Annotated in this window: 24 protein-coding genes; 12 read left to right on the top strand and 12 right to left on the bottom strand. The window is 55.0% G+C overall.

The window, feature by feature from the left end; all coding sequences use genetic code 11:
* Positions 1–46 precede the first annotated feature (46 nt).
* Both BLT55_RS34800 and BLT55_RS16205 read right to left on the bottom strand, forming a co-directional pair.
* Complete coding sequence (locus BLT55_RS34800) at positions 47–157, bottom strand: helix-turn-helix domain-containing protein (protein ID WP_139206397.1); 111 nt, start codon at positions 155–157, stop codon at positions 47–49.
* 89 nt (positions 158–246) lie between these two features.
* Positions 247–570: a hypothetical protein gene (locus BLT55_RS16205; protein ID WP_139206396.1), complete on the bottom strand. Its 324-nt coding sequence runs from the start codon at positions 568–570 to the stop codon at positions 247–249.
* A 243-nt stretch (positions 571–813) separates the two neighbouring features.
* On the opposite strand from BLT55_RS16205, the gene BLT55_RS16200 reads away from it, so the two are divergent.
* Positions 814–1,791 (top strand): IS5 family transposase, encoded by a 978-nt coding sequence (locus tag BLT55_RS16200; protein WP_007247761.1) that lies wholly within the window; start codon positions 814–816, stop codon positions 1,789–1,791.
* A gap of 724 nt (positions 1,792–2,515) precedes the next feature.
* On the opposite strand, the gene BLT55_RS16190 is transcribed toward BLT55_RS16200, so the two are convergent.
* Positions 2,516–3,940, bottom strand: coding sequence for an IS1182-like element ISPsy6 family transposase (locus tag BLT55_RS16190; RefSeq protein ID WP_055001182.1), 1,425 nt, complete (start codon positions 3,938–3,940; stop codon positions 2,516–2,518).
* Positions 3,941–4,410: 470 nt separating this feature from the next.
* Between BLT55_RS16190 and BLT55_RS16185 the strand changes: the two genes are divergently transcribed.
* Entirely contained in the window at positions 4,411–4,659 is a 249-nt protein-coding gene (locus BLT55_RS16185; RefSeq protein WP_017685122.1) for a type II toxin-antitoxin system prevent-host-death family antitoxin, read from the top strand.
* A gap of 12 nt (positions 4,660–4,671) precedes the next feature.
* The gene (locus BLT55_RS16180; protein WP_055000757.1) at positions 4,672–5,022 is read left to right on the top strand and encodes a type II toxin-antitoxin system RelE/ParE family toxin; all 351 of its coding nucleotides are present in this window, start codon (positions 4,672–4,674) and stop codon (positions 5,020–5,022) included.
* Positions 5,023–5,495: 473 nt separating this feature from the next.
* On the opposite strand, the gene BLT55_RS16175 is transcribed toward BLT55_RS16180, so the two are convergent.
* Genes BLT55_RS16175 through BLT55_RS16160 form a run of 4 tightly spaced genes read right to left on the bottom strand, consistent with a single transcriptional unit; the run spans position 5,496 to position 9,913 of the window.
* Positions 5,496–6,725, bottom strand: coding sequence for a DUF4350 domain-containing protein (locus BLT55_RS16175; RefSeq protein ID WP_055000756.1), 1,230 nt, complete (start codon positions 6,723–6,725; stop codon positions 5,496–5,498).
* Entirely contained in the window at positions 6,722–8,314 is a 1,593-nt protein-coding gene (locus BLT55_RS16170) for a DUF4129 domain-containing protein (RefSeq protein ID WP_055000755.1), read from the bottom strand. The genes BLT55_RS16175 and BLT55_RS16170 overlap by 4 nt, the downstream gene beginning before the upstream one ends.
* Positions 8,301–9,281, bottom strand: a complete 981-nt coding sequence (locus BLT55_RS16165; protein ID WP_055000758.1) for a stage II sporulation protein M — start codon at positions 9,279–9,281, stop codon at positions 8,301–8,303. Before BLT55_RS16165 ends, BLT55_RS16170 begins: the two co-directional genes overlap by 14 nt.
* On the bottom strand, positions 9,278–9,913 hold the full coding sequence (locus BLT55_RS16160; RefSeq protein ID WP_223862827.1) for an RDD family protein: 636 nt from the start codon (positions 9,911–9,913) through the stop codon (positions 9,278–9,280). The genes BLT55_RS16165 and BLT55_RS16160 overlap by 4 nt, the downstream gene beginning before the upstream one ends.
* A 264-nt stretch (positions 9,914–10,177) precedes the next feature.
* On the opposite strand from BLT55_RS16160, the gene sbcB reads away from it, so the two are divergent.
* On the top strand, positions 10,178–11,608 hold the full coding sequence (gene sbcB / locus BLT55_RS16150) for an exodeoxyribonuclease I (RefSeq protein WP_055000753.1): 1,431 nt from the start codon (positions 10,178–10,180) through the stop codon (positions 11,606–11,608).
* Between the two features lie 68 nt (positions 11,609–11,676).
* Here the strand turns inward: sbcB and mvaT are convergent, their stop codons facing one another.
* Both mvaT and BLT55_RS16140 read right to left on the bottom strand, forming a co-directional pair.
* A complete protein-coding gene (gene mvaT / locus BLT55_RS16145) occupies positions 11,677–12,057 on the bottom strand; it encodes a histone-like nucleoid-structuring protein MvaT (RefSeq protein ID WP_002554971.1) in 381 nt (126 codons plus the stop codon).
* Positions 12,058–12,411: 354 nt separating this feature from the next.
* The gene (locus tag BLT55_RS16140; RefSeq protein ID WP_007247761.1) at positions 12,412–13,389 is read right to left on the bottom strand and encodes an IS5 family transposase; all 978 of its coding nucleotides are present in this window, start codon (positions 13,387–13,389) and stop codon (positions 12,412–12,414) included.
* Between the two features lie 250 nt (positions 13,390–13,639).
* Between BLT55_RS16140 and BLT55_RS16135 the strand changes: the two genes are divergently transcribed.
* The 3 genes from BLT55_RS16135 (at position 13,640) to BLT55_RS34795 (ending at position 14,892) form a co-directional block, all read left to right on the top strand.
* Positions 13,640–13,831 (top strand): AlpA family phage regulatory protein, encoded by a 192-nt coding sequence (locus BLT55_RS16135; protein WP_074801414.1) that lies wholly within the window; start codon positions 13,640–13,642, stop codon positions 13,829–13,831.
* A 7-nt stretch (positions 13,832–13,838) separates the two neighbouring features.
* Positions 13,839–14,372: a replication protein RepA gene (locus BLT55_RS34420; RefSeq protein ID WP_074800651.1), complete on the top strand. Its 534-nt coding sequence runs from the start codon at positions 13,839–13,841 to the stop codon at positions 14,370–14,372.
* Between the two features lie 76 nt (positions 14,373–14,448).
* Complete coding sequence (locus BLT55_RS34795) at positions 14,449–14,892, top strand: replication protein RepA (RefSeq protein ID WP_082438088.1); 444 nt, start codon at positions 14,449–14,451, stop codon at positions 14,890–14,892.
* A 1,002-nt stretch (positions 14,893–15,894) separates the two neighbouring features.
* Here the strand turns inward: BLT55_RS34795 and BLT55_RS16115 are convergent.
* Positions 15,895–16,872 carry an IS5 family transposase gene (locus tag BLT55_RS16115; RefSeq protein WP_007247761.1) on the bottom strand — a complete coding sequence of 326 codons (978 nt, stop codon included), beginning with the start codon at positions 16,870–16,872 and terminating at the stop codon, positions 15,895–15,897.
* A 73-nt stretch (positions 16,873–16,945) separates the two neighbouring features.
* On the opposite strand from BLT55_RS16115, the gene BLT55_RS34790 reads away from it, so the two are divergent.
* Positions 16,946–17,275 (top strand): plasmid mobilization protein, encoded by a 330-nt coding sequence (locus BLT55_RS34790; RefSeq protein WP_074800645.1) that lies wholly within the window; start codon positions 16,946–16,948, stop codon positions 17,273–17,275.
* A 146-nt stretch (positions 17,276–17,421) separates the two neighbouring features.
* Here the strand turns inward: BLT55_RS34790 and BLT55_RS16105 are convergent, their stop codons facing one another.
* Positions 17,422–18,402, bottom strand: coding sequence for an IS5-like element ISPsy2 family transposase (locus tag BLT55_RS16105; RefSeq protein WP_004665467.1), 981 nt, complete (start codon positions 18,400–18,402; stop codon positions 17,422–17,424).
* Positions 18,403–18,530: 128 nt separating this feature from the next.
* Here BLT55_RS16105 and BLT55_RS16100 point away from each other — a divergent pair, with 128 nt between their 5' ends.
* Positions 18,531–19,634: an IS5-like element ISPsy19 family transposase gene (locus BLT55_RS16100; protein WP_004663854.1), complete on the top strand. Its 1,104-nt coding sequence runs from the start codon at positions 18,531–18,533 to the stop codon at positions 19,632–19,634.
* A 106-nt stretch (positions 19,635–19,740) separates the two neighbouring features.
* The gene (locus tag BLT55_RS16095; protein WP_007247761.1) at positions 19,741–20,718 is read left to right on the top strand and encodes an IS5 family transposase; all 978 of its coding nucleotides are present in this window, start codon (positions 19,741–19,743) and stop codon (positions 20,716–20,718) included.
* Between the two features lie 163 nt (positions 20,719–20,881).
* Here BLT55_RS16095 and BLT55_RS16090 read toward each other — a convergent pair whose 3' ends face one another.
* On the bottom strand, positions 20,882–21,631 hold the full coding sequence (locus BLT55_RS16090; RefSeq protein WP_082438194.1) for an IS5 family transposase: 750 nt from the start codon (positions 21,629–21,631) through the stop codon (positions 20,882–20,884).
* 335 nt (positions 21,632–21,966) lie between these two features.
* Here BLT55_RS16090 and BLT55_RS16085 point away from each other — a divergent pair, with 335 nt between their 5' ends.
* The gene (locus BLT55_RS16085) at positions 21,967–22,653 is read left to right on the top strand and encodes a hypothetical protein (RefSeq protein WP_054998783.1); all 687 of its coding nucleotides are present in this window, start codon (positions 21,967–21,969) and stop codon (positions 22,651–22,653) included.
* A 112-nt stretch (positions 22,654–22,765) separates the two neighbouring features.
* Positions 22,766–23,218 (top strand): hypothetical protein, encoded by a 453-nt coding sequence (locus BLT55_RS16080; protein ID WP_054998782.1) that lies wholly within the window; start codon positions 22,766–22,768, stop codon positions 23,216–23,218.
* The last annotated feature ends 30 nt before the right edge of the window (positions 23,219–23,248 follow it).

Raw genomic sequence — 23,248 nt, 5'->3', positions numbered from 1 at the left:
GGTAACGGTGCTCACGTTCACACTCTTTTAGACCGCTGACGGTAACCTACTCCATCCCCTCATCCGCGCAAGAGTCGGTAGCATCAATCCTCTTCCAGTATCGATGGACAGTCGATAGAGCTAGCCCGGTCTCGCGTGCAATCTGCGATTGATTCATCCCCGCCGCCTTGATCTCGCGGACTACGCTTCCGTTTTCTCTGTTTTGAGGCTTGCCTAGTTTTCGATGGGTGATCCGTCAACTCCTATCTATAGTTGTGGTTGCAGGCCTGTATCGCTTTTTCCGATTCTCACTTCGCAAGTCAATTGCGCTTTGGTTGGATCGAATGAACAGGCTTGCTTACGACTATCCTTATGCTTAACAACCTTCACCAACGCGACGTACCCATCCTTTTGTTCCGTGATGAGGATGACCTCATCGACAGGGTTGAACGCGCCACTTACAGAGTGGATGTACCAGTAGCCAGCCAGCACTATCCCCAGCAGAGTGGCAAGATCTTGCAAAAATTTAAATCTCACCAGCAGGCTGAACGCGACGAGCAATAGCCCCACCACCGTTACCAGGTAGCTCAATGAAATCGCGGCGCCAAAGAAAGGAACCATACAAAACGTGACGATAAGGACTAGGGAGCCGCTGATTTATTCGATTTTTCGTCCCTGCAACGCTCTGGAGGCCTTGATTTATCAGGGGGCAACAGCTGTGCTTTAGAATAAATCAGCGTCTCCCTAGGGAGGCGCTGCAAAAATAGCCAACTGTCCCCACCCTTGGCACACTAAGTTCCTTCAACAGCCTCCCTCTCCGTGAGCGTTACGCGCGTGCAGAAGACCTTCTCCGAACTCGAATATACCGGCAAGAAAAAGCAGACTCGCCGAGATCGCTTCCTGGCTGACCTTGAACAGTTGGTGCCCTGGGCCCTGCTGGAGGCGCAAGTGGCGCCGTTTTATAGCAACACCGCAGGCAAGCGCGGACGCCCTGCGATAGGGGTGTCGCGCATGTTGCGCATGTACGTCGTGCAGCAGTGTTTCGGTTTCTCCGATGAAGGTTGCGAAGATGCCGTCTACGACAGCCAGGCCATCCGCGGTTTTATGGGTATCGACCTGGGTCGCGAGTCTGCACCGGATGCCACCACCTTGCTGCGTTTTCGCCGCTTGCTGGAAGTCCATCAGCTAACCCGGCTGCTGTTTGAAACGATTAACCAGCATCTGGCCAGCCGGGGGCTGCTGCTCAAGGAAGGCACTATCGTCGACGCTACTCTGATCGCCGCGCCGCCCTCGGTCAAGAACCGAGAAGGCAAGCGTGATCCTGAGATGCATCAGGCCAGGAAAGGCAATCAATGGCACTTTGGGATGAAGGCCCACATTGGTGTAGACGCCACGTCGGGGCTGGTGCACAGCGTAGTAGGGACGGCCGCTAACGTGGCGGATGTCACCCAGGTTGGCCAGTTGCTTCACGGTGACGAAACCTATGTTTCGGGTGACGCTGGATACACCGGTGCGGCCAAGCGACCGGAGCATGCTGAACGGGACGTTATCTGGTCGATTGCAGAACGGCCAAGCAGTTACAAGCAGCACGGCGAAGGCAGCGTGCTGTATCGGGTCAAGCGCAAAATTGAATATGCCAAGGCGCAACTGCGTGCCAAGGTCGAGCACCCCTTCCAGGTAATCAAGGTGCGCTTCAATCATCGCAAGGTTCGCTACCGTGGGCTGGAAAAGAATACAGCGCAGTTGTTCAGTTTGTTTGGGTTGGCCAATCTGATGCTGGCCAAGCGGTATTTACAACAGACGGCAGGATAAATCCATCTGAAAGGCGGGACTGGCCCGCCTTTCAGCAAAATGAGGGCAGAAATCTGCTCGAGAAACGTAAAATAAGGCCGGCAGGTTGAAAAAAACCGGCTTGGAAATGGGGACGGTGCGAACGGGTTAATTGTTCAGCGTCTCCCTAGGATAGTCGTTATCGCAACCCACTTTAGCCAGTATGTTTTCCATTTTTGCTCTTTGGCAGCAAGCCATGCTTTACACCTAGCCAATTTCCGCTTGAGGCAACTCGTGATTCGCTTCATCAGCGGCACATTTTGGGAGGGCATCTCCCAATTGCACCGAGCGTTCGCTAGTTCGTTGTCCAAAACCATCCGCTGTGCCTTAGAGATAAGTTCATATTCCTCCAGGGTCTCTACGTAGTTCTGCGTTGCCTGTGAAAGCTGATCTGCTTCCGGTCTGCTAATAGCCGCATAGATCGAAAGGATTTTTGCGCGAGCGTTTTCGAATGGTCGCATTGGGTAGTTACTAGACATAAAGTCATCCTTGATGTGGGCCGAGTACTTTACATTAACCATTCATGAAAGCATGCCCACGAAAGCCTGAAATTAACGACGAAGTCATACCAAAATGATCCCCCTACATAGGAAATAAGAGGGCTCATGCAGACTGTGTGAAAACACACTGATGAAGGCCCAAGCAAACGCCCCGACTTGTTCGGGGCGTTTTTTTTGTATTGGCAGCAGACGAAAAAAATGTCCGCTCAGCCCATCAAAGCCATCAGATGGCGCACACCGAGCACTTTAATCGCTCGTTTCAGGTTATAGGCATTCACCGCCAAGGCCATTTCAGCTTTTGTACCCTCCAGTTGTCGCAGCAAGAAACGGCCATTACCAAATAGCCATTGCTTGAGGTTGCCGAAGGGGTGCTCAACGATGGATCTTCGGTTGGCCATCATCTCAGGATGCGCCTGCATTCTTTGCTCCATCCGCTCGAAAGCCTCTTCATGGGCATGTCGTGAGACATAACGGCGCCGGGCTCGAGTGCATTGCGTTTTCAGCGCGCAGTTGGCGCAGTCATCGACCTCAGCCTGATAGATCCGATCACCTTTGTTGTGCTGTTTTAGCGTTAACCATTTGCCTGCCGGACACTGGAAACGATCGTGTCCGGTCTCATAGATAAAGTCTTTTCGCTCAAAGAGCTGCTCTTCCTGACTGCCAGGGTTTTTCGAACGATTGGGCGGTACATAGGCCGTAATCGAAGCATCCTCGCAGGCCTGAAACTGCTTGCCATTGGAGTAGCCGGCATCGGCAGTGACCGTCAGATCATCTTGCTGTAACTCTGCTTTGGCGGCCTTGGCCATCGGCTCCAGTTGCTTTCGGTCATCGCCATCTTGGGTGACCTCATGATGCAAAATCAGGCAATGCTCGGCGTCCACGACGGTTTGCACGTTGTAGGCCACACGTGGCCCTTTGGCCGTGCGCATCATTCGGGCATCGCTTTCATGGGTGTTGAACTGCTCGATGCCCATCGAACGCATCAGTGCCTGGCAACTCTGATTATCCTGTTGTCGAGCCTCAAGCTGTGCCAGGGCTACCTTGATTGCGCTGCGATCAATTGAATCTGTGGTTTCAGCCTTGTCGGCCTCATCCAGCTCGGCCAGATACTGAGCGATGCGCTTATCCAGTTTTTCTTCCTGGCGCTTGAGCTGCTTCAAATTCACATGACGCCGTGAGGATGCGACCGCCTGAAACTTGCTGCCGTCGATGGCCACCAACTCACCGGCGATCAAGCCTGCCGTGCGACAAAACCGAACGAAAGCACGGCAGGTCGCGATGAAGGCGGGTTTATTGTTCTTGCGAAAATCGGCGATGGTCTTGAAGTCGGGCTTGAGCCGGTTGATCAGCCACATCACTTCGATGTTGCGCTGACACTCGGCTTCAAGACGTCGCGATGAGCGAATCCGCTGAAAATAGCCGTAGAGGTAGAGTTTTAGCTGATCGGCGGGATCATAAGCAGGGCGCCCCGTGCTTTTTGGAATCGCTTTATCGAAGCCCAGTTGCACCAGATCGAGCCTGGCAACGTACAGGTCAATGACACGAACGAGGTGATCCTCGGGGATCAACTCTTCCAGCGAGACCGGGAATAGGCTGGTCTGGCTGCGGGACTCACCTTGGATGTAGGCCATAACGAAAAATGCTCTGTATCTTTCGATACGGAGCATTTTCTTTGAGCGCTGCGCAGATTGCTAGGTTTTCACACAGTCTGCATGGCAGCTTTATACAACCAAGATGTTGTCCTCAAAAAGCAGGGGGCCGAGCCAGTCATCCGGTGACAGCGGACAAACAGCCTCAGAGAAAGCCATGGTTGCAGATGCTCACGATCAACGAGCGGTTTGGTAAGTCCTCTCGGAAATGTACGGACATCTTTCATTCGTAGCTCGCACGTCTTGTATCCCCACAAATCGTAAAAATCAGACAGCGTCATATCTATGCATCCCCAATCAAGTCTCTTGGCCCTGAAGGAAAAAGAATTTGAAAAGAGTCTTTATTTGGTCTACATTTTGGCTTCGAGCGTGCGGCTTAGGCGATACAGTGCCGAAAGCAGTGGAGGTTAGGCACGATTTTCCCGGTGCCACTACGAAGGAGGTCTCAACTCATGCGAGTTGAAACAATTAGCTATCTGAAACGCAACGCAGCCGACCTGCCTCTCGATGAGCCATTGGTTGTCACGCAAAATGGTGTCCCGGCTTACGTGGTGGAATCTTACGCAGATCGTAAGCGTCGCGATGAGTCGATCGCTTTGGTGAAGCTCCTGGCCATCAGTTCCCGCGAGTACGCCCAAGGCAAGCACTGTTCCACTGACGAACTCAAGGCCCGATTGAGCAGGAGGTTTGACCACAAGTAATCAGGAGCCTACATGACTACAGTTGCACTGCGCTTTACCGAGGTTGCCCAGCAAAGCCTCGAAGATCAGGTTGAACACCTGGCTGTTCATCAGGGATTCTCATCAGCTGCTCAACGCGTAGATACCCTGATCGATGCCATTCAGAACAAGCTCCTGTCCACCCCGTTGGGCTACCCGGTCAGTCCTCAATTGAGTGAGCTGGGCGTACTGCATTATCGTGAGTTGAACACTGACGGATACCGGATCTTTTACGAAGTGAGGGATTCAGATGGTATTACCGTCATCGTCGTGGTGCTTGTAATGGGTGGTAAACAAAGTGTCGAACAAGCCCTCATCCGCTACTGCCTGCTTCAGCCTATATAGCAGGATATGGCATCGACACCACCGAAAGAAGATGATGAGAAGCGGCGACGCTGGAGCTTTGGATTGGCGTGCAGGGCAGGCATGGACGCAAGGAAATCATCCCGATTTGAAGCTGGTAAGTTTTCAAAAATAGGTTTCGCTGACAGAAGCTACTTCAATGTCAGGCGTTAGCGAGTGGTGTTCGGCGCCAGTTCGCAGGTCACTAAACAGTAGTCTCGATAGGCTGCCACGAGACATTTGGCCTCACCAGGATCCACGTCACGCCAATCAATCCCATGGGCTCCAAGAAGCTGAGAAAGTCGTAGAGAACTCCGCATAGGGCTGCCCGGCAATTACGAAATCCTCAGCAGCCCACACAAGCTCCATCTGCCGTCTCCTGCACTCAACAGATACCCACTGCTCAGTACCAAGACCTGTGAGCTTATAAGGTGTTGATTTCACTGGGGCAGCAATCTAACGCTTTCCGAGCCAGATCATATGGCATTCCTGATGGTTTGCAGGTGGGCCACCTGACGGGTGAATTCGCTGTGTGAGAGGCGTTGCGCCGGCCTTGGGCGCAGGGCGTCGCTGATGGCGCTGGTGGGCTGGCGCGTCAGGCGCGACAGCACCTGCCATTGTTCGGCGACAACCAGTTGTTCGAAACCGGGATGGACCTGACGGGCGCGGCGCAGGACGTCCTGTTGCAGGCTTTTGATCAGGGTTTGCTGACCGGTGCGTCGGCGCAGAAACTCGGCGCTGGCGCGCAGGTGCTCGGTCAGCTGACGGCGTGCCAGGGAAGCGGGTCTCTGTAACGGGCCTTCGCGCAGTCCGACATGCCACAGGCCGAAGGCAATCAGCAGCGCCAGTGCCAGCAGCGCCTGAGGGAAGTTGCGCAGCAACAGGCTCGGCAAATTGTCGTGCTCGGTTTGCAGCACCATGGTCACTTCGCTGCCTTGAGTCAGGTACCAGAGCAGCCAGGCGTTGTCATATTTGCCGATCGAGCGGGTTTTCCACAGGTCGGCGTCGGTGATCACCGTGATCATGCCATCGCCACGGCTGAGCTGCATCAGGTGCGTAGCGTCGGCACTGTTCGCCCAGGACTGGGCATTGTCTTCCGGGTCTTCCAGATGAAACGCCGGCGTGAAACTCATGTAAGCCGGAGCGCTTTCGTTTTCCAGATACAGGCGGGTCAGTTCGGGCCAAGGCACTTTTTTGTGCGGCGGGGCGGGTTTCGCCAGTGGAATGGGCGGCATGGGCTGGGCGTCGTCCAGTTGCCGGTCCTTCGCGTTGATGTCTCGGGTGAGGTATTGATGAATCTGCAACCTGTCGAGCAGCAGGTCTCCGCTGCGGCCTTTTCGTTCATCCCAGAGTTGCTGGGCGACGAACAGCAAGTGCCCGCCCGATTCTGCCCAGTCCAGCAGACGCTGGGTTTGTGCGGGGGTCATATTCTTGCGGTCGTTGAGCAGCAAAAGCGTCTGCGTGCCCTGGCGTGGATCGGGCAACTGAACCAGCGTGTCGGTGGTGCTGACCGGTACGGACAGCCCTCGCAAAAACTGCTCGGCGGCTAGCCACGGGTTAGCCTTCGCCTCGGGTGCAGGTCCATGATCGACTGTTTTCTCGTAGCGCTCCAGATGGCTGCTCAGGTAAATCCCCGCAGCGGTCAGCAGCGCCACGACCAGCACGCCGATCAGTATGCCGATGGGGACTGTGTTACGCCGGCTCATGATTTCGCCGACGAACCGAACAGGCGACGCCAGCCATCACAGAGTTCCTGCCGCAAGTGCGCAGGTGGCAGGCGATGGCCGTAGGCGAGTGCTTGCCAGTGGCGGGTCAGGGTTTGACTGAATTCGCTCAACAGCGGCTGGTTCAGCGACGCTATGCGCTGCAGAACCTGGCCTTCGGTGTCGGCGTTTTTCAATGGCAGTCGGTAGTCGGTCAGCAAGCGGCTGAGCAGTGCGCGGTACAGCAAGCCCAAAGCCTCACGAGGCTGGCTGTTCCAAAGCTGCTCGGCCTGCCCGGCGACGTCGTCCGGCAGACTTTCGGCGCTCACCTGCAGACCGAAAAGCTGCTCGGGACGAGGCTTTGCGGCTTTTTTCCTGCCGGTGCCACGGCTGACGAAGGTTGTGACCCACCGCCGATAACGCCAGATCAACAAGCCGCTCAGACCCAGCACTGCCGCCCATAGCAGCACTTCGACGAAACGGGCGATGCCGTGGGTCGCCAGCATCAGCCTGTCGAGCCATTTGATCAGCCAGCCTTGATCGTGATGTTCCCGACCGTTCGGTTTGCCTGGCTGTTTTTTTTCCGGGAAGCGCCAGCCGGTTTCAGTCTTGAGGTTCTTGAACGGAGGCTGTTGCAGTACCTCGTTTATCTTGTGTCGGGACGCTTCGCTGGTCAGGGTCTGACGCGTCAGGCGTGGCGTGTCGGGGGCAGCCAGAGACGGCGTCGCGTGGACCTCGCTGCCGTCAGGCAATGGGCAACTGTATTCCTGCGGATCGGCCCATGCCGGGACCGGGGCTATCGACAGGCCCAGCCCGACGCCGATCAACAACACATAAGCGCTGCCGATCAGACGCTGGCGCAAGCGTCTGAAAACCAGTTCGATATCCCACGCTTCAAGGACGGTACGGCGGTTGAGGTAAAGGGTGAAGCCGCATGCGACATATATGGGCTCCCAGAGCACCAGCGCCAGCGCATAAAACAGGTTGGTCAGGTGATCGATCCACAGTTGCGGACTTTCAAGATCGAGCAGGTTCATCCAGTGCCAGTCGACCTGCACCTGCTGAGGGATCAGTGCGTAGAGCAGAATCAGCAGGCCGATCCACAGTGAATATTCCAGGTGGGCGCCCACGACCGTGAGCATCCGCGCGGCGCGCAGGTCTTTTTGACTGAGCAGACCGATACGGATGGCGCGCTCGGTGCCGTCCAGGTGTTCGAGTTGTTGCACCGGTAATTGAAAGCTGCGGCTCAGGCTCAGGCGCCGCCATAGCAGGCTGGGTAGAAGCTGGCTTTTCAAGGTGCCCGTCCAGGCTTTGAGGGCTTGCCTGAGCGTGGGTGTTGCGCCGAACAGCGACTGGGACAAGATAAGCAGCGGCAGGCGCTCGAACGCAGGCTTCAACCACCAGAACAGGAAAATGACCGCCGAAGGATATTCCCAGAGCAGCAGGCTGAGCAGGCAGAAAAAGGGCAGCGTCACGATTGCCCAACTGCCCATCAGCAAACCGCGATGCCGACCGGCCAGCAGCACGCCGAGATCGATGGCTTCCCAAGGCGAGCGAGGACGAATGGCGACGCTCGATTCAGTCAGGCGCATGGGTCACCCGTCCGGCCAGGGTCAGGTAGGCCGCCACCAGCACCCATAACAGGCTGCCCACCAGATATTTGATCACCGGGCCGGGCCAGGTCATTGATGACCAATAGGCTTCGATGAAGGCCGCGATCAACAGAAACAGAATCACTCCGCCGATCAGTTGCACACTGGTGCTGGCGGCAGCGCGCAATGCCGCGCTGCGGGTCAGCCTGCCCGGTGCCAGCAAGGCCCAGCCCAGTTTGAGCCCGGCTGCACCGGCCAGGGCAATGGCGGTGAGTTCGAAGGCACCATGGCCGATAACGAAGGACCAGAATGTCTGACCGTAGCCGATGTCCGTCAAATGCCCCGCTACCGCGCCGATCATCAAACCGTTGAACAGCAGAAAGAACAGGCTGCCCAGGCCGAACAGCAAACCGCTGGCGTAGGTTTGAAAAGCGATGCCGATGTTGTTCATGATGTAGTAGCCGAACATCATCCAGTCGGCGTCGGATGCGCGTTCGGCCGCCTGGCCAATCCTGCTGGCCGACGGGTCATACATGCTCTGCATCTCGCTAAGCTGTTCCGGGCTGACAACACTGTAAATCAACTCTGGAAAGCCGTAGACCAGCAAGCCCATGCCGATCAGGCTGCCGAAAAACAGCAGGCTGGCGATCAGCACGAAACGCCATTCGGCGCGGACCAGTCTGGGGAAGCCCGCCAGAATGAAGCCCAGCAAACGGGCACTCGATGCACTGCGGTGGCGATAAAGTTGCTGATGGCCACGCATTGCCAACTGGTGGAGCGGATCGATGAGGTGGCTGCTGTAACCCCGTTCTTGAGCCAGCGCCAGATGCTGACAGATGCGCCGGTAATCGCCGGGGAATGTCTCGCTGGCGGCAGCGTCGGCGTTGCCACGCTCCAGTGCATCGAGGCGCTGGCCAAAGTGTTGCCATTCAGGGGCATGGCGGCTTTCGAACTGGCTTTGCTTCATGTCGGCCCCAGCAGGCTACGGGCGATGCCGTTCACGTGAAGCACAGCCTGGTCCGCCGGGATACGCAACGGCTTGGCCAGAATCGCCGCCAGTTCCTGAGTGCGGGCGCTGGACAGTTCGGCCTGACGTTCGGCCAGGCTCAGCACTGCACGCTGCTCGTCCAGGCGCAGGGCGAACGGCACGATGACTGGCTCGGCTGGCGGCACCACAGGGCGCAGCGCAGGCCGGTCGCTGTAGATTACCAGCGTACCGGCGGCCAGATCGCCGAGGCGCTTGAACAAAGGATGGTTCAGGCAACTGACCGCCCCGAGGCTGTAACCCAGCGGCAGCATATCGACGAAACGCAGCAGGTTTCGTATGACCGATGACGACCAGTCGACAGGCGTACCGTCATCGTGCACGACCCGCAGCCCGAGCATTCGCTTGCCCGGCGTGCGGCCTTGATTCAGCACTTCGAATAGCACCATGTACCACCAGTTGACCAAGAAGATGGCAATGGCCGCGAGGCCCATTCCGAGCTTGTCGAACAACTGTAGCAACATGAAAAGTATGCCGATGACGCCTGCCCGAATGGCCAGGTCGATGCCGAACGCCAGCGAGCGGGAAACCAGGCCGGCGGGGCGAAGGAGCATGTCGATGCCTTCCGGGGTCTCGATCTCGATGCGTGTATCCAGCGGTCTGTTCACTGCATTCCCTGGCGAAGCTGGAGAGGGCGGCACTATTGGAGGCGCATGTTGTTCGAAAACTGATGCTAGCCACCTGCGCAGTGCTAAGCAACCAGCCATTCAATACGCGAGCTGTAAGAAAGGATTTCTCCGTGCGCCGGACGTTACCCGATTAGCCAACGGTGTATTTGACACCCTACACTTGGCGGGTCTTTTGTTCAGGATCAGCCCGTGACTTCCAGCATTTTTTGGTATGACTACGAAACCACCGGCATCAACCCGCGCAATGATCGCGCGTTGCAGATGGCTGGCATTCGTACCGATGCCGATCTCAATGAAATAGCGCCTCCGGTCAATCTGCATTGTCAGCCCAGTGATGACATTCTGCCTCATCCTGCGGCGTGCCTGATTACCGGAATAACGCCAACCCTGCTGGCCGAAAAGGGCCTGAGTGAAGCTGACTTCATGACCCGGGTACACGCCGAACTGTCCACGCCGGGCACCTGTGGCGCAGGTTACAACACGCTGCGTTTCGATGACGAAGTTACCCGTTACAGCCTTTATCGCAACTTTTTCGACCCCTACGCGCGCGAGTGGCAGGGCGGTAACAGTCGCTGGGATCTGATCGATGTAGTGCGCGCAGCGTATGCATTGCGCCCCGATGGCATTGTCTGGCCCGAACAGGACGGACGGGTAACGCTTAAACTGGAGCGCCTCACGGCTGCCAACGGTATCGATCATGGGCAGGCGCATGACGCGCTGTCCGATGTGCGGGCAACGATAGCGCTGGCACGTTTGATTCGTGAGAAACAGCCCAGGCTCTACGACTATCTGTTCGCGCTGCGCAGTAAGCAGAAAGTTCAGGACCAGATTCGTCTGATGCAGCCATTGGTGCATATCTCCGGACGCTTTTCAGCGGCGCGCAACTATCTGGGCGTTGTGTTACCGCTGGCCTGGCACCCGCATAATCGCAATGCGCTGATCGTCTGTGATCTGCACCTGGATCATTCGCCTTTGTTGGATCAAGACGCGTCGACACTTAAGCAGCGTCTATATACGCGGCATGAGGCCTTGAACGAAGGCGAATTGCCAGTGCCGCTCAAATTACTTCATATAAATCGCTGCCCGGTGATTGCGCCGATGGGCGTGCTGCGCAGCGAAGATCAAGAGCGTCTGCAACTGGACATGGCGGGCTATGAGTCACGTGCTGCCGCGTTGAATGAAAGTCGCGAAGTTTGGCAGGATAAAGTGTTGGCGCTGTACGGCAAGGAGGACTTCACTGCAAGTGAAGATCCCGAACAACAGTTATATGATGGATTTATCGCTGATCGGGATCGTCGGCTGTGCGAGCAAGTACGACTCGCTGACCCTGAGCGGTTGGCGGGTGACGCCTGGCCGTTCGACGATACGCGTTTGCCTGAACTGTTATTTCGCTACCGTGCGCGCAACTTTCCGCACACCTTGAGCCGTGAAGAGCAGCAGCGCTGGCAGCATTTCTGCCAAGAGCGGTTACGCAATCCGGAGTGGGGTGCGCCCAATACCCTACAGGATTTTACGAAAGCGCTGATTGAACTGTCGCTTAATGCCACACCCGATCAACTGGATGTGTTACGCCAGTGGCAGGATTACGCCCAACTGTTGAGTGCGCGTTTGCAGCTATAAATAGCGGGCAATAAAAAACGCCAGCAAGCTGGCGTTTTTCAATCGCGATGATTGCGACCGTGTGCAGCTTAGCCCAGCAGAGTGGCCCAGCTTTCTACGTCATCGCTGCCCCACTTGGCTTTCCACTCTTTCAGCGTCTTGTGGTTGCCACCTTTGGTTTCGATGACTTCACCGTTGTGCGGGTTCTTGTATTGCTTGACCTTGCGAGCGCGTTTGGTGCCGGCAGGTTTAACTGCGCCGCCACGTGGAGCCTTGTTAACCTTGGCGTCCGGGTCCAGCAAAGCAATGATGTCACGCAGCGATTTCTGATATTCGCCCATCAGCGTGCGCAGTTTGCCTTCGAATTCCAGCTCGGTTTGCAGTTTGTCGTCTTGCGACAGATTCTTCAAACGGGCTTGCAGTTCTTTGATGGCTTCTTCTGTGGCGCGGTATTCGTTGATCAGGGACATGAGGGGACCTTAAGTTGTGAGGGTTGCAGGGATACAGTGCGGCAATAATAGTCACTGTAAATGGGCAAGTAAACATTAAATAAAAGTTTTATTTGAATTATTTAGGGAAGGTCTGAAAAAGCCTTTTCTTCAAAAGTCGAAGCCAGTAAATACAGGCGCTCCAGCCCGGTTCCTCTCCAAAAAAATGGGCTTTTTCAGAGGATACTTAGGGAGACGCTGAACAATTAACCCGTTCGCACCGTCCCCATTTCCAAGCCGGTTTTTTTCAACCTGCCGGCCTTATTTTACGTTTCTCGAGCAGATTTCTGCCCTCATTTTGCTGAAAGGCGGGCCAGTCCCGCCTTTCAGACGGATTTATCCTGCCGTCTGTTGTAAATACCGCTTGGCCAGCATCAGATTGGCCAACCCAAACAAACTGAACAACTGCGCTGTATTCTTTTCCAGCCCACGGTAGCGAACCTTGCGATGATTGAAGCGCACCTTGATTACCTGGAAGGGGTGCTCGACCTTGGCACGCAGTTGCGCCTTGGCATATTCAATTTTGCGCTTGACCCGATACAGCACGCTGCCTTCGCCGTGCTGCTTGTAACTGCTTGGCCGTTCTGCAATCGACCAGATAACGTCCCGTTCAGCATGCTCCGGTCGCTTGGCCGCACCGGTGTATCCAGCGTCACCCGAAACATAGGTTTCGTCACCGTGAAGCAACTGGCCAACCTGGGTGACATCCGCCACGTTAGCGGCCGTCCCTACTACGCTGTGCACCAGCCCCGACGTGGCGTCTACACCAATGTGGGCCTTCATCCCAAAGTGCCATTGATTGCCTTTCCTGGCCTGATGCATCTCAGGATCACGCTTGCCTTCTCGGTTCTTGACCGAGGGCGGCGCGGCGATCAGAGTAGCGTCGACGATAGTGCCTTCCTTGAGCAGCAGCCCCCGGCTGGCCAGATGCTGGTTAATCGTTTCAAACAGCAGCCGGGTTAGCTGATGGACTTCCAGCAAGCGGCGAAAACGCAGCAAGGTGGTGGCATCCGGTGCAGACTCGCGACCCAGGTCGATACCCATAAAACCGCGGATGGCCTGGCTGTCGTAGACGGCATCTTCGCAACCTTCATCGGAGAAACCGAAACACTGCTGCACGACGTACATGCGCAACATGCGCGACACCCCTATCGCAGGGCGTCCGCGCTTGCCTGCGGTGTTGCTATAAAACGGCGCCACTTGCGCCTCCAGCAGGGCCCAGGGCACCAACTGTTCAAGGTCAGCCAGGAAGCGATCTCGGCGAGTCTGCTTTTTCTTGCCGGTATATTCGAGTTCGGAGAAGGTCTTCTGCACGCGCGTAACGCTCACGGAGAGGGAGGCTGTTGAAGGAACTTAGTGTGCCAAGGGTGGGGACAGTTGGCTATTTTTGCAGCGCCTCCCTAAGGAAGGTCTGAAAAAGCCTTTTCTTCAAAAGTCGAAGCCAGTAAATACAGGCGCTCCAGCCCGGTTCCTCTCCAAAAAAATGGGCTTTTTCAGAGGATACCTAAGGAGGCGCTGATTTATTCGATTTTTCGTCCCTGCAACGCTCTGGAGGCCTTGATTTATCTGGGGGCAACAGCTGGGTTTTAGAATAAATCAGCGTCTCCCTAAGTCAGGGATCTACTTTCTGATAAACAACGGAAGCTTTCCAAGACCAGTACCACTAGGCATCAGAGCCGTCGGCTGGATTGAGGCAGAGGTGTCAGCGTGGTTAAGCCATAAATGTGAGAAACGACTAACGCAAGCTGTTCGCTGAGGTAAAAATGAGCCTCGCTAAAAATAATGCTCTGGATGAAATATCTTGGGAGCTTAACCCCCGCTTGCTCCGCATGATGAATGACGCGACTCGGATGGAAGCTGCTCAGAGAACGAAACCGGGTCCCACGGCGTTCACGACCCGTTTTCTAGTACAGGCTACCTTTCCTCATAGCGACCCTGGTATTCATTATTTTGAACGCGGTACGGAATGGTTGAAGCTATCGATTTCGGCACCTCCACATATCGGAGTACCGTATGGAAGCCTACCGAGATTGCTACTGGCTTGGATCTGCACTGAAGCAGTCAAAACTCAAAGCCCCGTGATAGGGCTGGGTAAATCACAGTCGGCGTTCCTTAAAAAACTGGGACTGCATAACGATGGTCGATACATCGGCAAACTTAAAGAGCAGACATTAAGGCTTGTAAGATCGATGATTTCAGTAACTGGAAGCAACAGCGGCGCGATCACAATTGAAAATATGATGGTAGCAAAGAAAGCGTTTTTCTTTTGGGATGTTAGAACACTAGGGAGACGCTGATTTATTCTAAAACCCAGCTGTTGCCCCCAGATAAATCAAGGCCTCCAGAGCGTTGCAGGGACGAAAAATCGAATAAATCAGCGCCTCCCTAGACTGCGAGAAATGGGAGAGCAGTCTTACACTCAATACAGACTTCTTTGAAGCAATCATTAGCGCCCCAGTTCCGCTCAAAATGGAAGCATTGCAAAGCCTAAGGCATTCGCCGCTAGCGATGGATATCTACGCCTGGCTTGTCTATAGGATGTACACGTTACGGAAATCCAAAAGAACAGAAATGAAGATACCAATCTCAAGTTTGCGTAGGCAATTTGGTGCCAACTACGCAACGGATAAACAAGGTGCTCGTGACTTCAAGAAAACTTTTATTAGACGCCTCGACGAAGCCCTATTGTTTTACCCTGAGGCCCGTCCCCACGTGGAAATCTACCGAGAGTATATCAAACTGACTCCCGCCCAGCTTCATATACCGCCTGATAAAAAGCAGTCAAAACGAATACGAAGTTTAGATCAATGCGCCTGAAGATTCGTCTGCTAGCGTTCTAAAGGTGTTCACCTCAATGAGATGAACACCTCGCGCCGATTACCGGGACACATTCACACCAATGGGACTCGCTTGCCCATGTACTGAAGTCCGTTCGGAGTACCCACCACTTTCAAGGCATTTTTGTAGCCGAAAAACTCCCCGGGGCCATCGCCCGCAGGAATTACATCAAGGCCGTTTACGACTGCGGTATGGTCACCGAAGCCCAATAGCCGAGGTGCATAGGACGTAGCTCCGTCGGACACGTAAAGCATGGGCGAGCGCTCATCTCGACGCTGTCGCCAAGAGAAGTACGAGTGGACTACGCCTGCAAGCACCTCGCTAGCCGGATTGTTTCTTGAGAAGAGAACGACGTATGGCCGCCACCGACTTTCGTGTTCGCTGGACACGCCGAGCCCGAAATTGCGACTGTCCAACACCTTAATAAGGTCAAGTACGACGTCCTTTGATCCCTTATGGAGTTCTGGCGGACATTCACCGATTGCAGAGGTCTGCCGCGCAGCATCTTCGCTTATCCATAGTGGCCATGATTTTCCTGATGCAAGTTGGAATGCAGCCTCTTGCACCGAATAGAAAGGGATGGCCTCAAAATCTTTTGAGCAACGTACCTGATTCCGCGATTTGGCGTTCTCGTAAGCGCTAACTTCCAACCCTGCTTCCCACCCACTTTGCTGCAGCAGGGTCTGTAGATCTTTCGGCAGAACATCGGTGATCGCTTTAACCCACCACCTAGGGAGGCGCTGATTTATTCGATTTTTCGTCCCTGCAACGCTCTGGAGGCCTTGATTTATCTGGGGGCAACAGCTGGGTTTTAGAATAAATCAGCGTCTCCCTAGGGAGGCGCTGAACAATTAACCCGTTCGCACCGTCCCCATTTCCAAGCCGGTTTTTTTCAACCTGCCGGCCTTATTTTACGTTTCTCGAGCAGATTTCTGCCCTCATTTTGCTGAAAGGCGGGCCAGTCCCGCCTTTCAGACGGATTTATCCTGCCGTCTGTTGTAAATACCGCTTGGCCAGCATCAGATTGGCCAACCCAAACAAACTGAACAACTGCGCTGTATTCTTTTCCAGCCCACGGTAGCGAACCTTGCGATGATTGAAGCGCACCTTGATTACCTGGAAGGGGTGCTCGACCTTGGCACGCAGTTGCGCCTTGGCATATTCAATTTTGCGCTTGACCCGATACAGCACGCTGCCTTCGCCGTGCTGCTTGTAACTGCTTGGCCGTTCTGCAATCGACCAGATAACGTCCCGTTCAGCATGCTCCGGTCGCTTGGCCGCACCGGTGTATCCAGCGTCACCCGAAACATAGGTTTCGTCACCGTGAAGCAACTGGCCAACCTGGGTGACATCCGCCACGTTAGCGGCCGTCCCTACTACGCTGTGCACCAGCCCCGACGTGGCGTCTACACCAATGTGGGCCTTCATCCCAAAGTGCCATTGATTGCCTTTCCTGGCCTGATGCATCTCAGGATCACGCTTGCCTTCTCGGTTCTTGACCGAGGGCGGCGCGGCGATCAGAGTAGCGTCGACGATAGTGCCTTCCTTGAGCAGCAGCCCCCGGCTGGCCAGATGCTGGTTAATCGTTTCAAACAGCAGCCGGGTTAGCTGATGGACTTCCAGCAAGCGGCGAAAACGCAGCAAGGTGGTGGCATCCGGTGCAGACTCGCGACCCAGGTCGATACCCATAAAACCGCGGATGGCCTGGCTGTCGTAGACGGCATCTTCGCAACCTTCATCGGAGAAACCGAAACACTGCTGCACGACGTACATGCGCAACATGCGCGACACCCCTATCGCAGGGCGTCCGCGCTTGCCTGCGGTGTTGCTATAAAACGGCGCCACTTGCGCCTCCAGCAGGGCCCAGGGCACCAACTGTTCAAGGTCAGCCAGGAAGCGATCTCGGCGAGTCTGCTTTTTCTTGCCGGTATATTCGAGTTCGGAGAAGGTCTTCTGCACGCGCGTAACGCTCACGGAGAGGGAGGCTGTTGAAGGAACTTAGTGTGCCAAGGGTGGGGACAGTTGGCTATTTTTGCAGCGCCTCCCTAAAGCTGAGGGTGCAGGCATATCGTTGTCGATGTTTATTCGTTGTGCAGGATTGAGTCGCCGGATACGGAACCAATCAGACCGGATACTCTGTGCAGACATAAAGACGTTTGCAGCTCAGCTCCGTAGTTTAGGCGGACTGCAAAAAGAGTTATTTAATAGCAGCCGCGGTGCGCATTCACAGCAAACTTCTGAATTACTGATTGCGTTTAAGGAGACGCTGATTTATTCTAAAACCCAGCTGTTGCCCCCAGATAAATCAAGGCCTCCAGAGCGTTGCAGGGACGAAAAATCGAATAAATCAGCGCCTCCTTAAGGAAGGTCTGAAGTAGCCGGATGTTTTCCGGCTACCGAGTCCTCAGCACTTTTCAAAAAACGATGCATGTCGAAATTTGCTCAATTATCTTCGCTTTTCAGCTCTTTCGGCCGCTGCAAAGCCTTTTGCGGTAACCATTTCCTGCATTACACGCGCACCTCTCCTGCGCTCGCCAACAAATGTCGGCGGGCCATCCACAGGTTTGACAGGGCGAACAACGTCACCATCTGCGCGGTGTTCTTGGCCAAGCCCCGAAAGCGCACTTTTTCATAGCCAAACTGGCGTTTGATGACCCGAAACGGATGCTCGACCTTGGCGCGAACCTGGGCCTTGGCCTTCTCGATTTTGCGGATCGCCTTGTACAAAACACTGCGTTTTCCGTGCTTTTTGTAAGTGCTGCGGCGGGCGGCAATCTGCCAAATGACCTTGCGCCCAGCATGTTCTTCGCGCTTCTCAACCCCGGTGTAACCTGCGTCGGCGCAGACTACGTTTTCCTCGCCGTGTAGCAGTTTGGCAACCTGCGTGACGTCTGCCACATTGGCCGCTGTTACTACCACGCTGTGCACCAGGCCTGACTCGTCGTCGGCGCCGATGTGAGCCTTGGCGCCGAAATAGTACTGGTTACCTTTCTTGGTTTGATGCATCTCAGGATCGCGTTTGCCATCCTTGTTCTTGGTCGAACTGGGCGCGTGGATCAGCGTGGCATCGACGATGGTGCCTTGACGCAACGACAAGCCACGGTCGCCCAGATAACCATTAATTACGCCGAGAATCCCGGTCGCCAACTCGTGCTTTTCCAGCAGATGACGGAAGTTGAGAATCGTGGTTTCGTCTGGAATGCGCTCCAGGCTCAGGCCTGAAAACTGACGCAGGATGGTCGTCTCATACAGCGCTTCTTCCATCGCCGGATCGCTGTAGCCGAACCAGTTCTGCATCAGATGAACACGCAGCATCGCCATCAGTGGGTAGGCGGGCCGGCCACCTTCTCCTTTTGGATAATAGGGCTCAATCAGGGCAATCAAACCTTTCCAGGGCACCACCTGATCCATCTCGATCAGGAACAATTCCTTACGGGTCTGCTTGCGCTTGCCGGCATACTCGGCGTCGGCGAAGGTCATCTGTTTCATCATCGAAAAGCTCGGCGACTGGTGTCCGGAGATTTTGCCAAATTAGGAAGTCTTTTTCAGAGTTTCCTTAGAGGATGTAGACAAAATAAATTAAACTTTCACTCCCTTGTCTGAATAGCCCTCAAGCCATGCCTAAAACCGGACGTCCTCGCTCGATTGCCGCCGAGCACTATCCCGTGCTGGTGAAACTCGCTCATGCACAGCCCTATTCCAGCCAGGCCGAATTGGCGCTCGTATTCTTCGCCGAAACCGGTATCACTGCGCATCCCGACACCTTTGCAAAAGCGTTGAAAATGGCAGGGATTACGCGTGTAAAGCAGCGGGCCAAGGGAAGTTTTCAGTCACCTGAACCTAATAAAGCCTATGGCTACAATGAAACCCACCGCCGCCAACTGCCGGAGCAGCTATATCCGAGTTGCTTGACAGATACCGAGTGGGCACTGGTCGCCGACCTGTTTGAAAGCCAGGGCGGACGAGGAGTGCCACCGCTTCACTCTCGGCGCACGTTGCTGGAAGCCTGTTGCTATGTCGTACGCACGGGGTGCTCATGGCGAATGCTACCCCGCGATTTTCCTCATTGGGACAATGTCTACAAAACGTTCCGCCGGTGGAGCGCTCAAGGCAAGTTCGAGCAAATGCATGATCGCTTGCGAGCTCAATGGCGTGAGCGGGAAGAACGCGCTGACAGCCCGTCAGCAGCGATCCTGGATTCACAGTCGACCCGCAGTTCTCCTCAAGGCGGTGACAGCGGCTACGACGCAGGCAAAAAAGTGAAGGGGCGTAAACGAAGTCTGATTGTCGATACATTGGGCCTGCTGCTGGCTGTCAGTATCAGTGCTGCAAGCGTGCAGGATCGTGACGCGGCGGATGATGCGGTGGCGTACTCGAAGGAAAAATATCCGTCACTGAGCACGCTTTTTGTTGATAGTGCGTACGCAGGAAAATGGGCACAGCGCACCCATCAACTGCACGCTATCGATGTTCAAGTGATCCGTGGCCCGAATAACAGAAGAACAGGGCAATGGCACTCTGAACAAGGCGATCTATTTTCCGTGGAGCCTGTTCAGACTGGATTTGTGGTCATGCCCAAGCGATGGGTAGTGGAGCGAACTCATGCCTGGAATGAGAGAGCTCGGCGACTGATCATGCATCATGATCGCCTTTTTGCGGTAAGCGAGGCATGGGTTTGGTTGGCCGAGGCTCGAATACTCGCGCGCCGACTCACTACATGATTTTGTCTACACCCTCCTAGGGAGGCGCTGCAAAAATAGCCAACTGTCCCCACCCTTGGCACACTAAGTTCCTTCAACAGCCTCCCTCTCCGTGAGCGTTACGCGCGTGCAGAAGACCTTCTCCGAACTCGAATATACCGGCAAGAAAAAGCAGACTCGCCGAGATCGCTTCCTGGCTGACCTTGAACAGTTGGTGCCCTGGGCCCTGCTGGAGGCGCAAGTGGCGCCGTTTTATAGCAACACCGCAGGCAAGCGCGGACGCCCTGCGATAGGGGTGTCGCGCATGTTGCGCATGTACGTCGTGCAGCAGTGTTTCGGTTTCTCCGATGAAGGTTGCGAAGATGCCGTCTACGACAGCCAGGCCATCCGCGGTTTTATGGGTATCGACCTGGGTCGCGAGTCTGCACCGGATGCCACCACCTTGCTGCGTTTTCGCCGCTTGCTGGAAGTCCATCAGCTAACCCGGCTGCTGTTTGAAACGATTAACCAGCATCTGGCCAGCCGGGGGCTGCTGCTCAAGGAAGGCACTATCGTCGACGCTACTCTGATCGCCGCGCCGCCCTCGGTCAAGAACCGAGAAGGCAAGCGTGATCCTGAGATGCATCAGGCCAGGAAAGGCAATCAATGGCACTTTGGGATGAAGGCCCACATTGGTGTAGACGCCACGTCGGGGCTGGTGCACAGCGTAGTAGGGACGGCCGCTAACGTGGCGGATGTCACCCAGGTTGGCCAGTTGCTTCACGGTGACGAAACCTATGTTTCGGGTGACGCTGGATACACCGGTGCGGCCAAGCGACCGGAGCATGCTGAACGGGACGTTATCTGGTCGATTGCAGAACGGCCAAGCAGTTACAAGCAGCACGGCGAAGGCAGCGTGCTGTATCGGGTCAAGCGCAAAATTGAATATGCCAAGGCGCAACTGCGTGCCAAGGTCGAGCACCCCTTCCAGGTAATCAAGGTGCGCTTCAATCATCGCAAGGTTCGCTACCGTGGGCTGGAAAAGAATACAGCGCAGTTGTTCAGTTTGTTTGGGTTGGCCAATCTGATGCTGGCCAAGCGGTATTTACAACAGACGGCAGGATAAATCCGTCTGAAAGGCGGGACTGGCCCGCCTTTCAGCAAAATGAGGGCAGAAATCTGCTCGAGAAACGTAAAATAAGGCCGGCAGGTTGAAAAAAACCGGCTTGGAAATGGGGACGGTGCGAACGGGTTAATTGTTCAGCGTCTCCCTAGGGTCTGTTCCCGTTTCACATTGGTAGCCACAGAAAAGCGCAGGCCATTGCTATGACGCTTTCATAGTTTCTCTTGAGTTTGTCAAATCGAGAAGCCACCGCCCGGAAATGCTTCAACCGGGCGAAGGCGTTTTCTACGAGATGTCGATTGCGATATAACCCTTTGTCCAGATCTGCGTTCCCTTTCAGAGAATTGCGCTTTCGTGGAATCACCACTTTGCTGCCTTGCTGCTCGACCTGAGCCCGTATCGCTTCAGTGTCGTAGCCCTTGTCCGCAATGATCACTTCTGCATCGGGCACCTTGGCAATCAACGAGGCCGCCTGCGAACAATCATTGGTCTGGCCTGCGGTCACGTCAAATGCAATAGGCAGCCCACAAGCGTCTACAGCCAGGTGAATCTTGCTGGTGTTACCGGCTCGGCTTTTTCCGATGGCCTGGTCCTGCGTGCTGGCAGCACCTGCGCTGTGCTGATGAGCCTTGGCATAGCTGCCATCAATGAAGACCCACTCCATGTCAGGATCAGTCATCAGCACCTCAAGCACCTTGACCCACTTGCCTGAAGCAGACCAGGCATTGAACCGCTTGTAGACCTTGCTCCAGTTTCCAAACGCTTTCGGCAGGTCTCGCCAAGGGCAACCCACACGCATGCGATACAGCATGCCTTCAACCGTGGTGCGCAAATCTCGCTTGTTGTAGATCGATTCGTGTAGCAAAATTTCTCGTAGCTTCGGCCAGTGCTCATCACTGAGCATTAATCGGGGCATTGCAGGCTCGTATTGGTGTTGTGTGAGAACTCCAACAATACGGGGCTGTTCTCATAAGGATCAATGGGTTACGTGCAAACGGGAACAGACCCTAGGGAGGCGCTGATTTATTCGATTTTTCGTCCCTGCAACGCTCTGGAGGCCTTGATTTATCTGGGGGCAACAGCTGGGTTTTAGAATAAATCAGCGTCTCCCTAGGTCTCAAATGGATGAAGAAAATTGGCAAGTCTCTCGCAACCGCGTTAGCAAATCGTGTAGATCACGTAAATGGATTACATGATCTTTGGACGCGTGCGTGGCGCCTCCTAGTGTCCAATTCGGCGTGTACTGATCGTATGGAGGCAGAGCTCCAAATCTACAGCCTGCAAAAGAGGCTCGGCGGCACAGTCATTCTTCATTCCGACCTCCTCGCAGCAGTTGATTTAATTACCCCTATGCTAACCCTCAATGGAGCGCGTGCATTTCTGTCAAACCAGGAAAGCGCCGACGCGCCTGAACAAATCAGAGATCTGATTCGCCCCAGTTTTGAACTGCGAGATTCTGCCGGCGCTGCCGAGTTGGTGGATGCTTTGCTGACGCACTCACAGCCAGCGCTAATAATGAAGCTAGCGACCTCAAAGCTTCAGGATCTTGTCGCGTCAACCGTCGATTGCGGAGCCCTTGAAACAGACTATGACATCAATGATGCCTCAGTGCCCTCGGTGGAACCTCACGCCCAGAATGAGCATCATGACGGGCCGATGCTCCTGGTTAAGTTGATCGCGAGTCTTTTGCCAAAGATTGCCGCAACGGATCCAGATGCTGCTCGGCATTTTGTTGACGAGTGGCGGCGTGTGCCAGGAATGTTAGCCGTAAGACTATGGCTTCATGGGCATCGTAATGCAGCGATCTACACAGCAGACGAGGCCATTCGTGGCCTCAACGCTCTGTCACTTACCCAGTTTTGGCAGGTGAAACGTGAACTTCTCCTAGTGATGCGAGAACGCCTTGCTGAGGCCAGTCAGATGTTAGGGAGACGCTGATTTATTCTAAAACCCAGCTGTTGCCCCCAGATAAATCAAGGCCTCCAGAGCGTTGCAGGGACGAAAAATCGAATAAATCAGCGCCTCCTTAGTCTTAGAACTTGAGCGGAGGGTGCTGACTGAGGGCGAAGAGTTCTTCGCACGCTACACCATCGACAGTGGCCAAACTGATTGGAGAGGCCATGCTCGTGACTCCGACGTATGGTTGCGCCTGAAGATGTTTGAAGCTGCTGGAGCGTTGTCCGTACAAGGGGCCCAGGAGCTCGCCTCAATCTTATTACGGCGCGATTACCTAGATCGCGACGTGGAAGAGCGAGACTTTTTTAGATCTTATTCAAGCGGTGTCCGAACGATCATTGGTGATGCACAGCCAATTATGGCCGCCGCTAGTGACCAACGTCTCGAGATCGCGCAAGCGGTTATGCAGAGCTTCGACATCGAGAAAAGAATGGGATGGAGTGCATACTGTGGTGATGATCCAGAAGGCGCGTTCGACACACTTCAAAACGCTCCCCTTGAGGAAGTGAATGCACCGTTGTGGAACGACTTGCTAGGGAGGCGCTGATTTATTCGATTTTTCGTCCCTGCAACGCTC

The sequence above is a fragment of the Pseudomonas cannabina genome (genome assembly GCF_900100365.1).
Taxonomy (GTDB): domain Bacteria; phylum Pseudomonadota; class Gammaproteobacteria; order Pseudomonadales; family Pseudomonadaceae; genus Aquipseudomonas; species Aquipseudomonas cannabina.
Note: the sequence above shows the minus strand (reverse complement) of the source record. Positions and strands in the feature narration are given on the sequence as shown.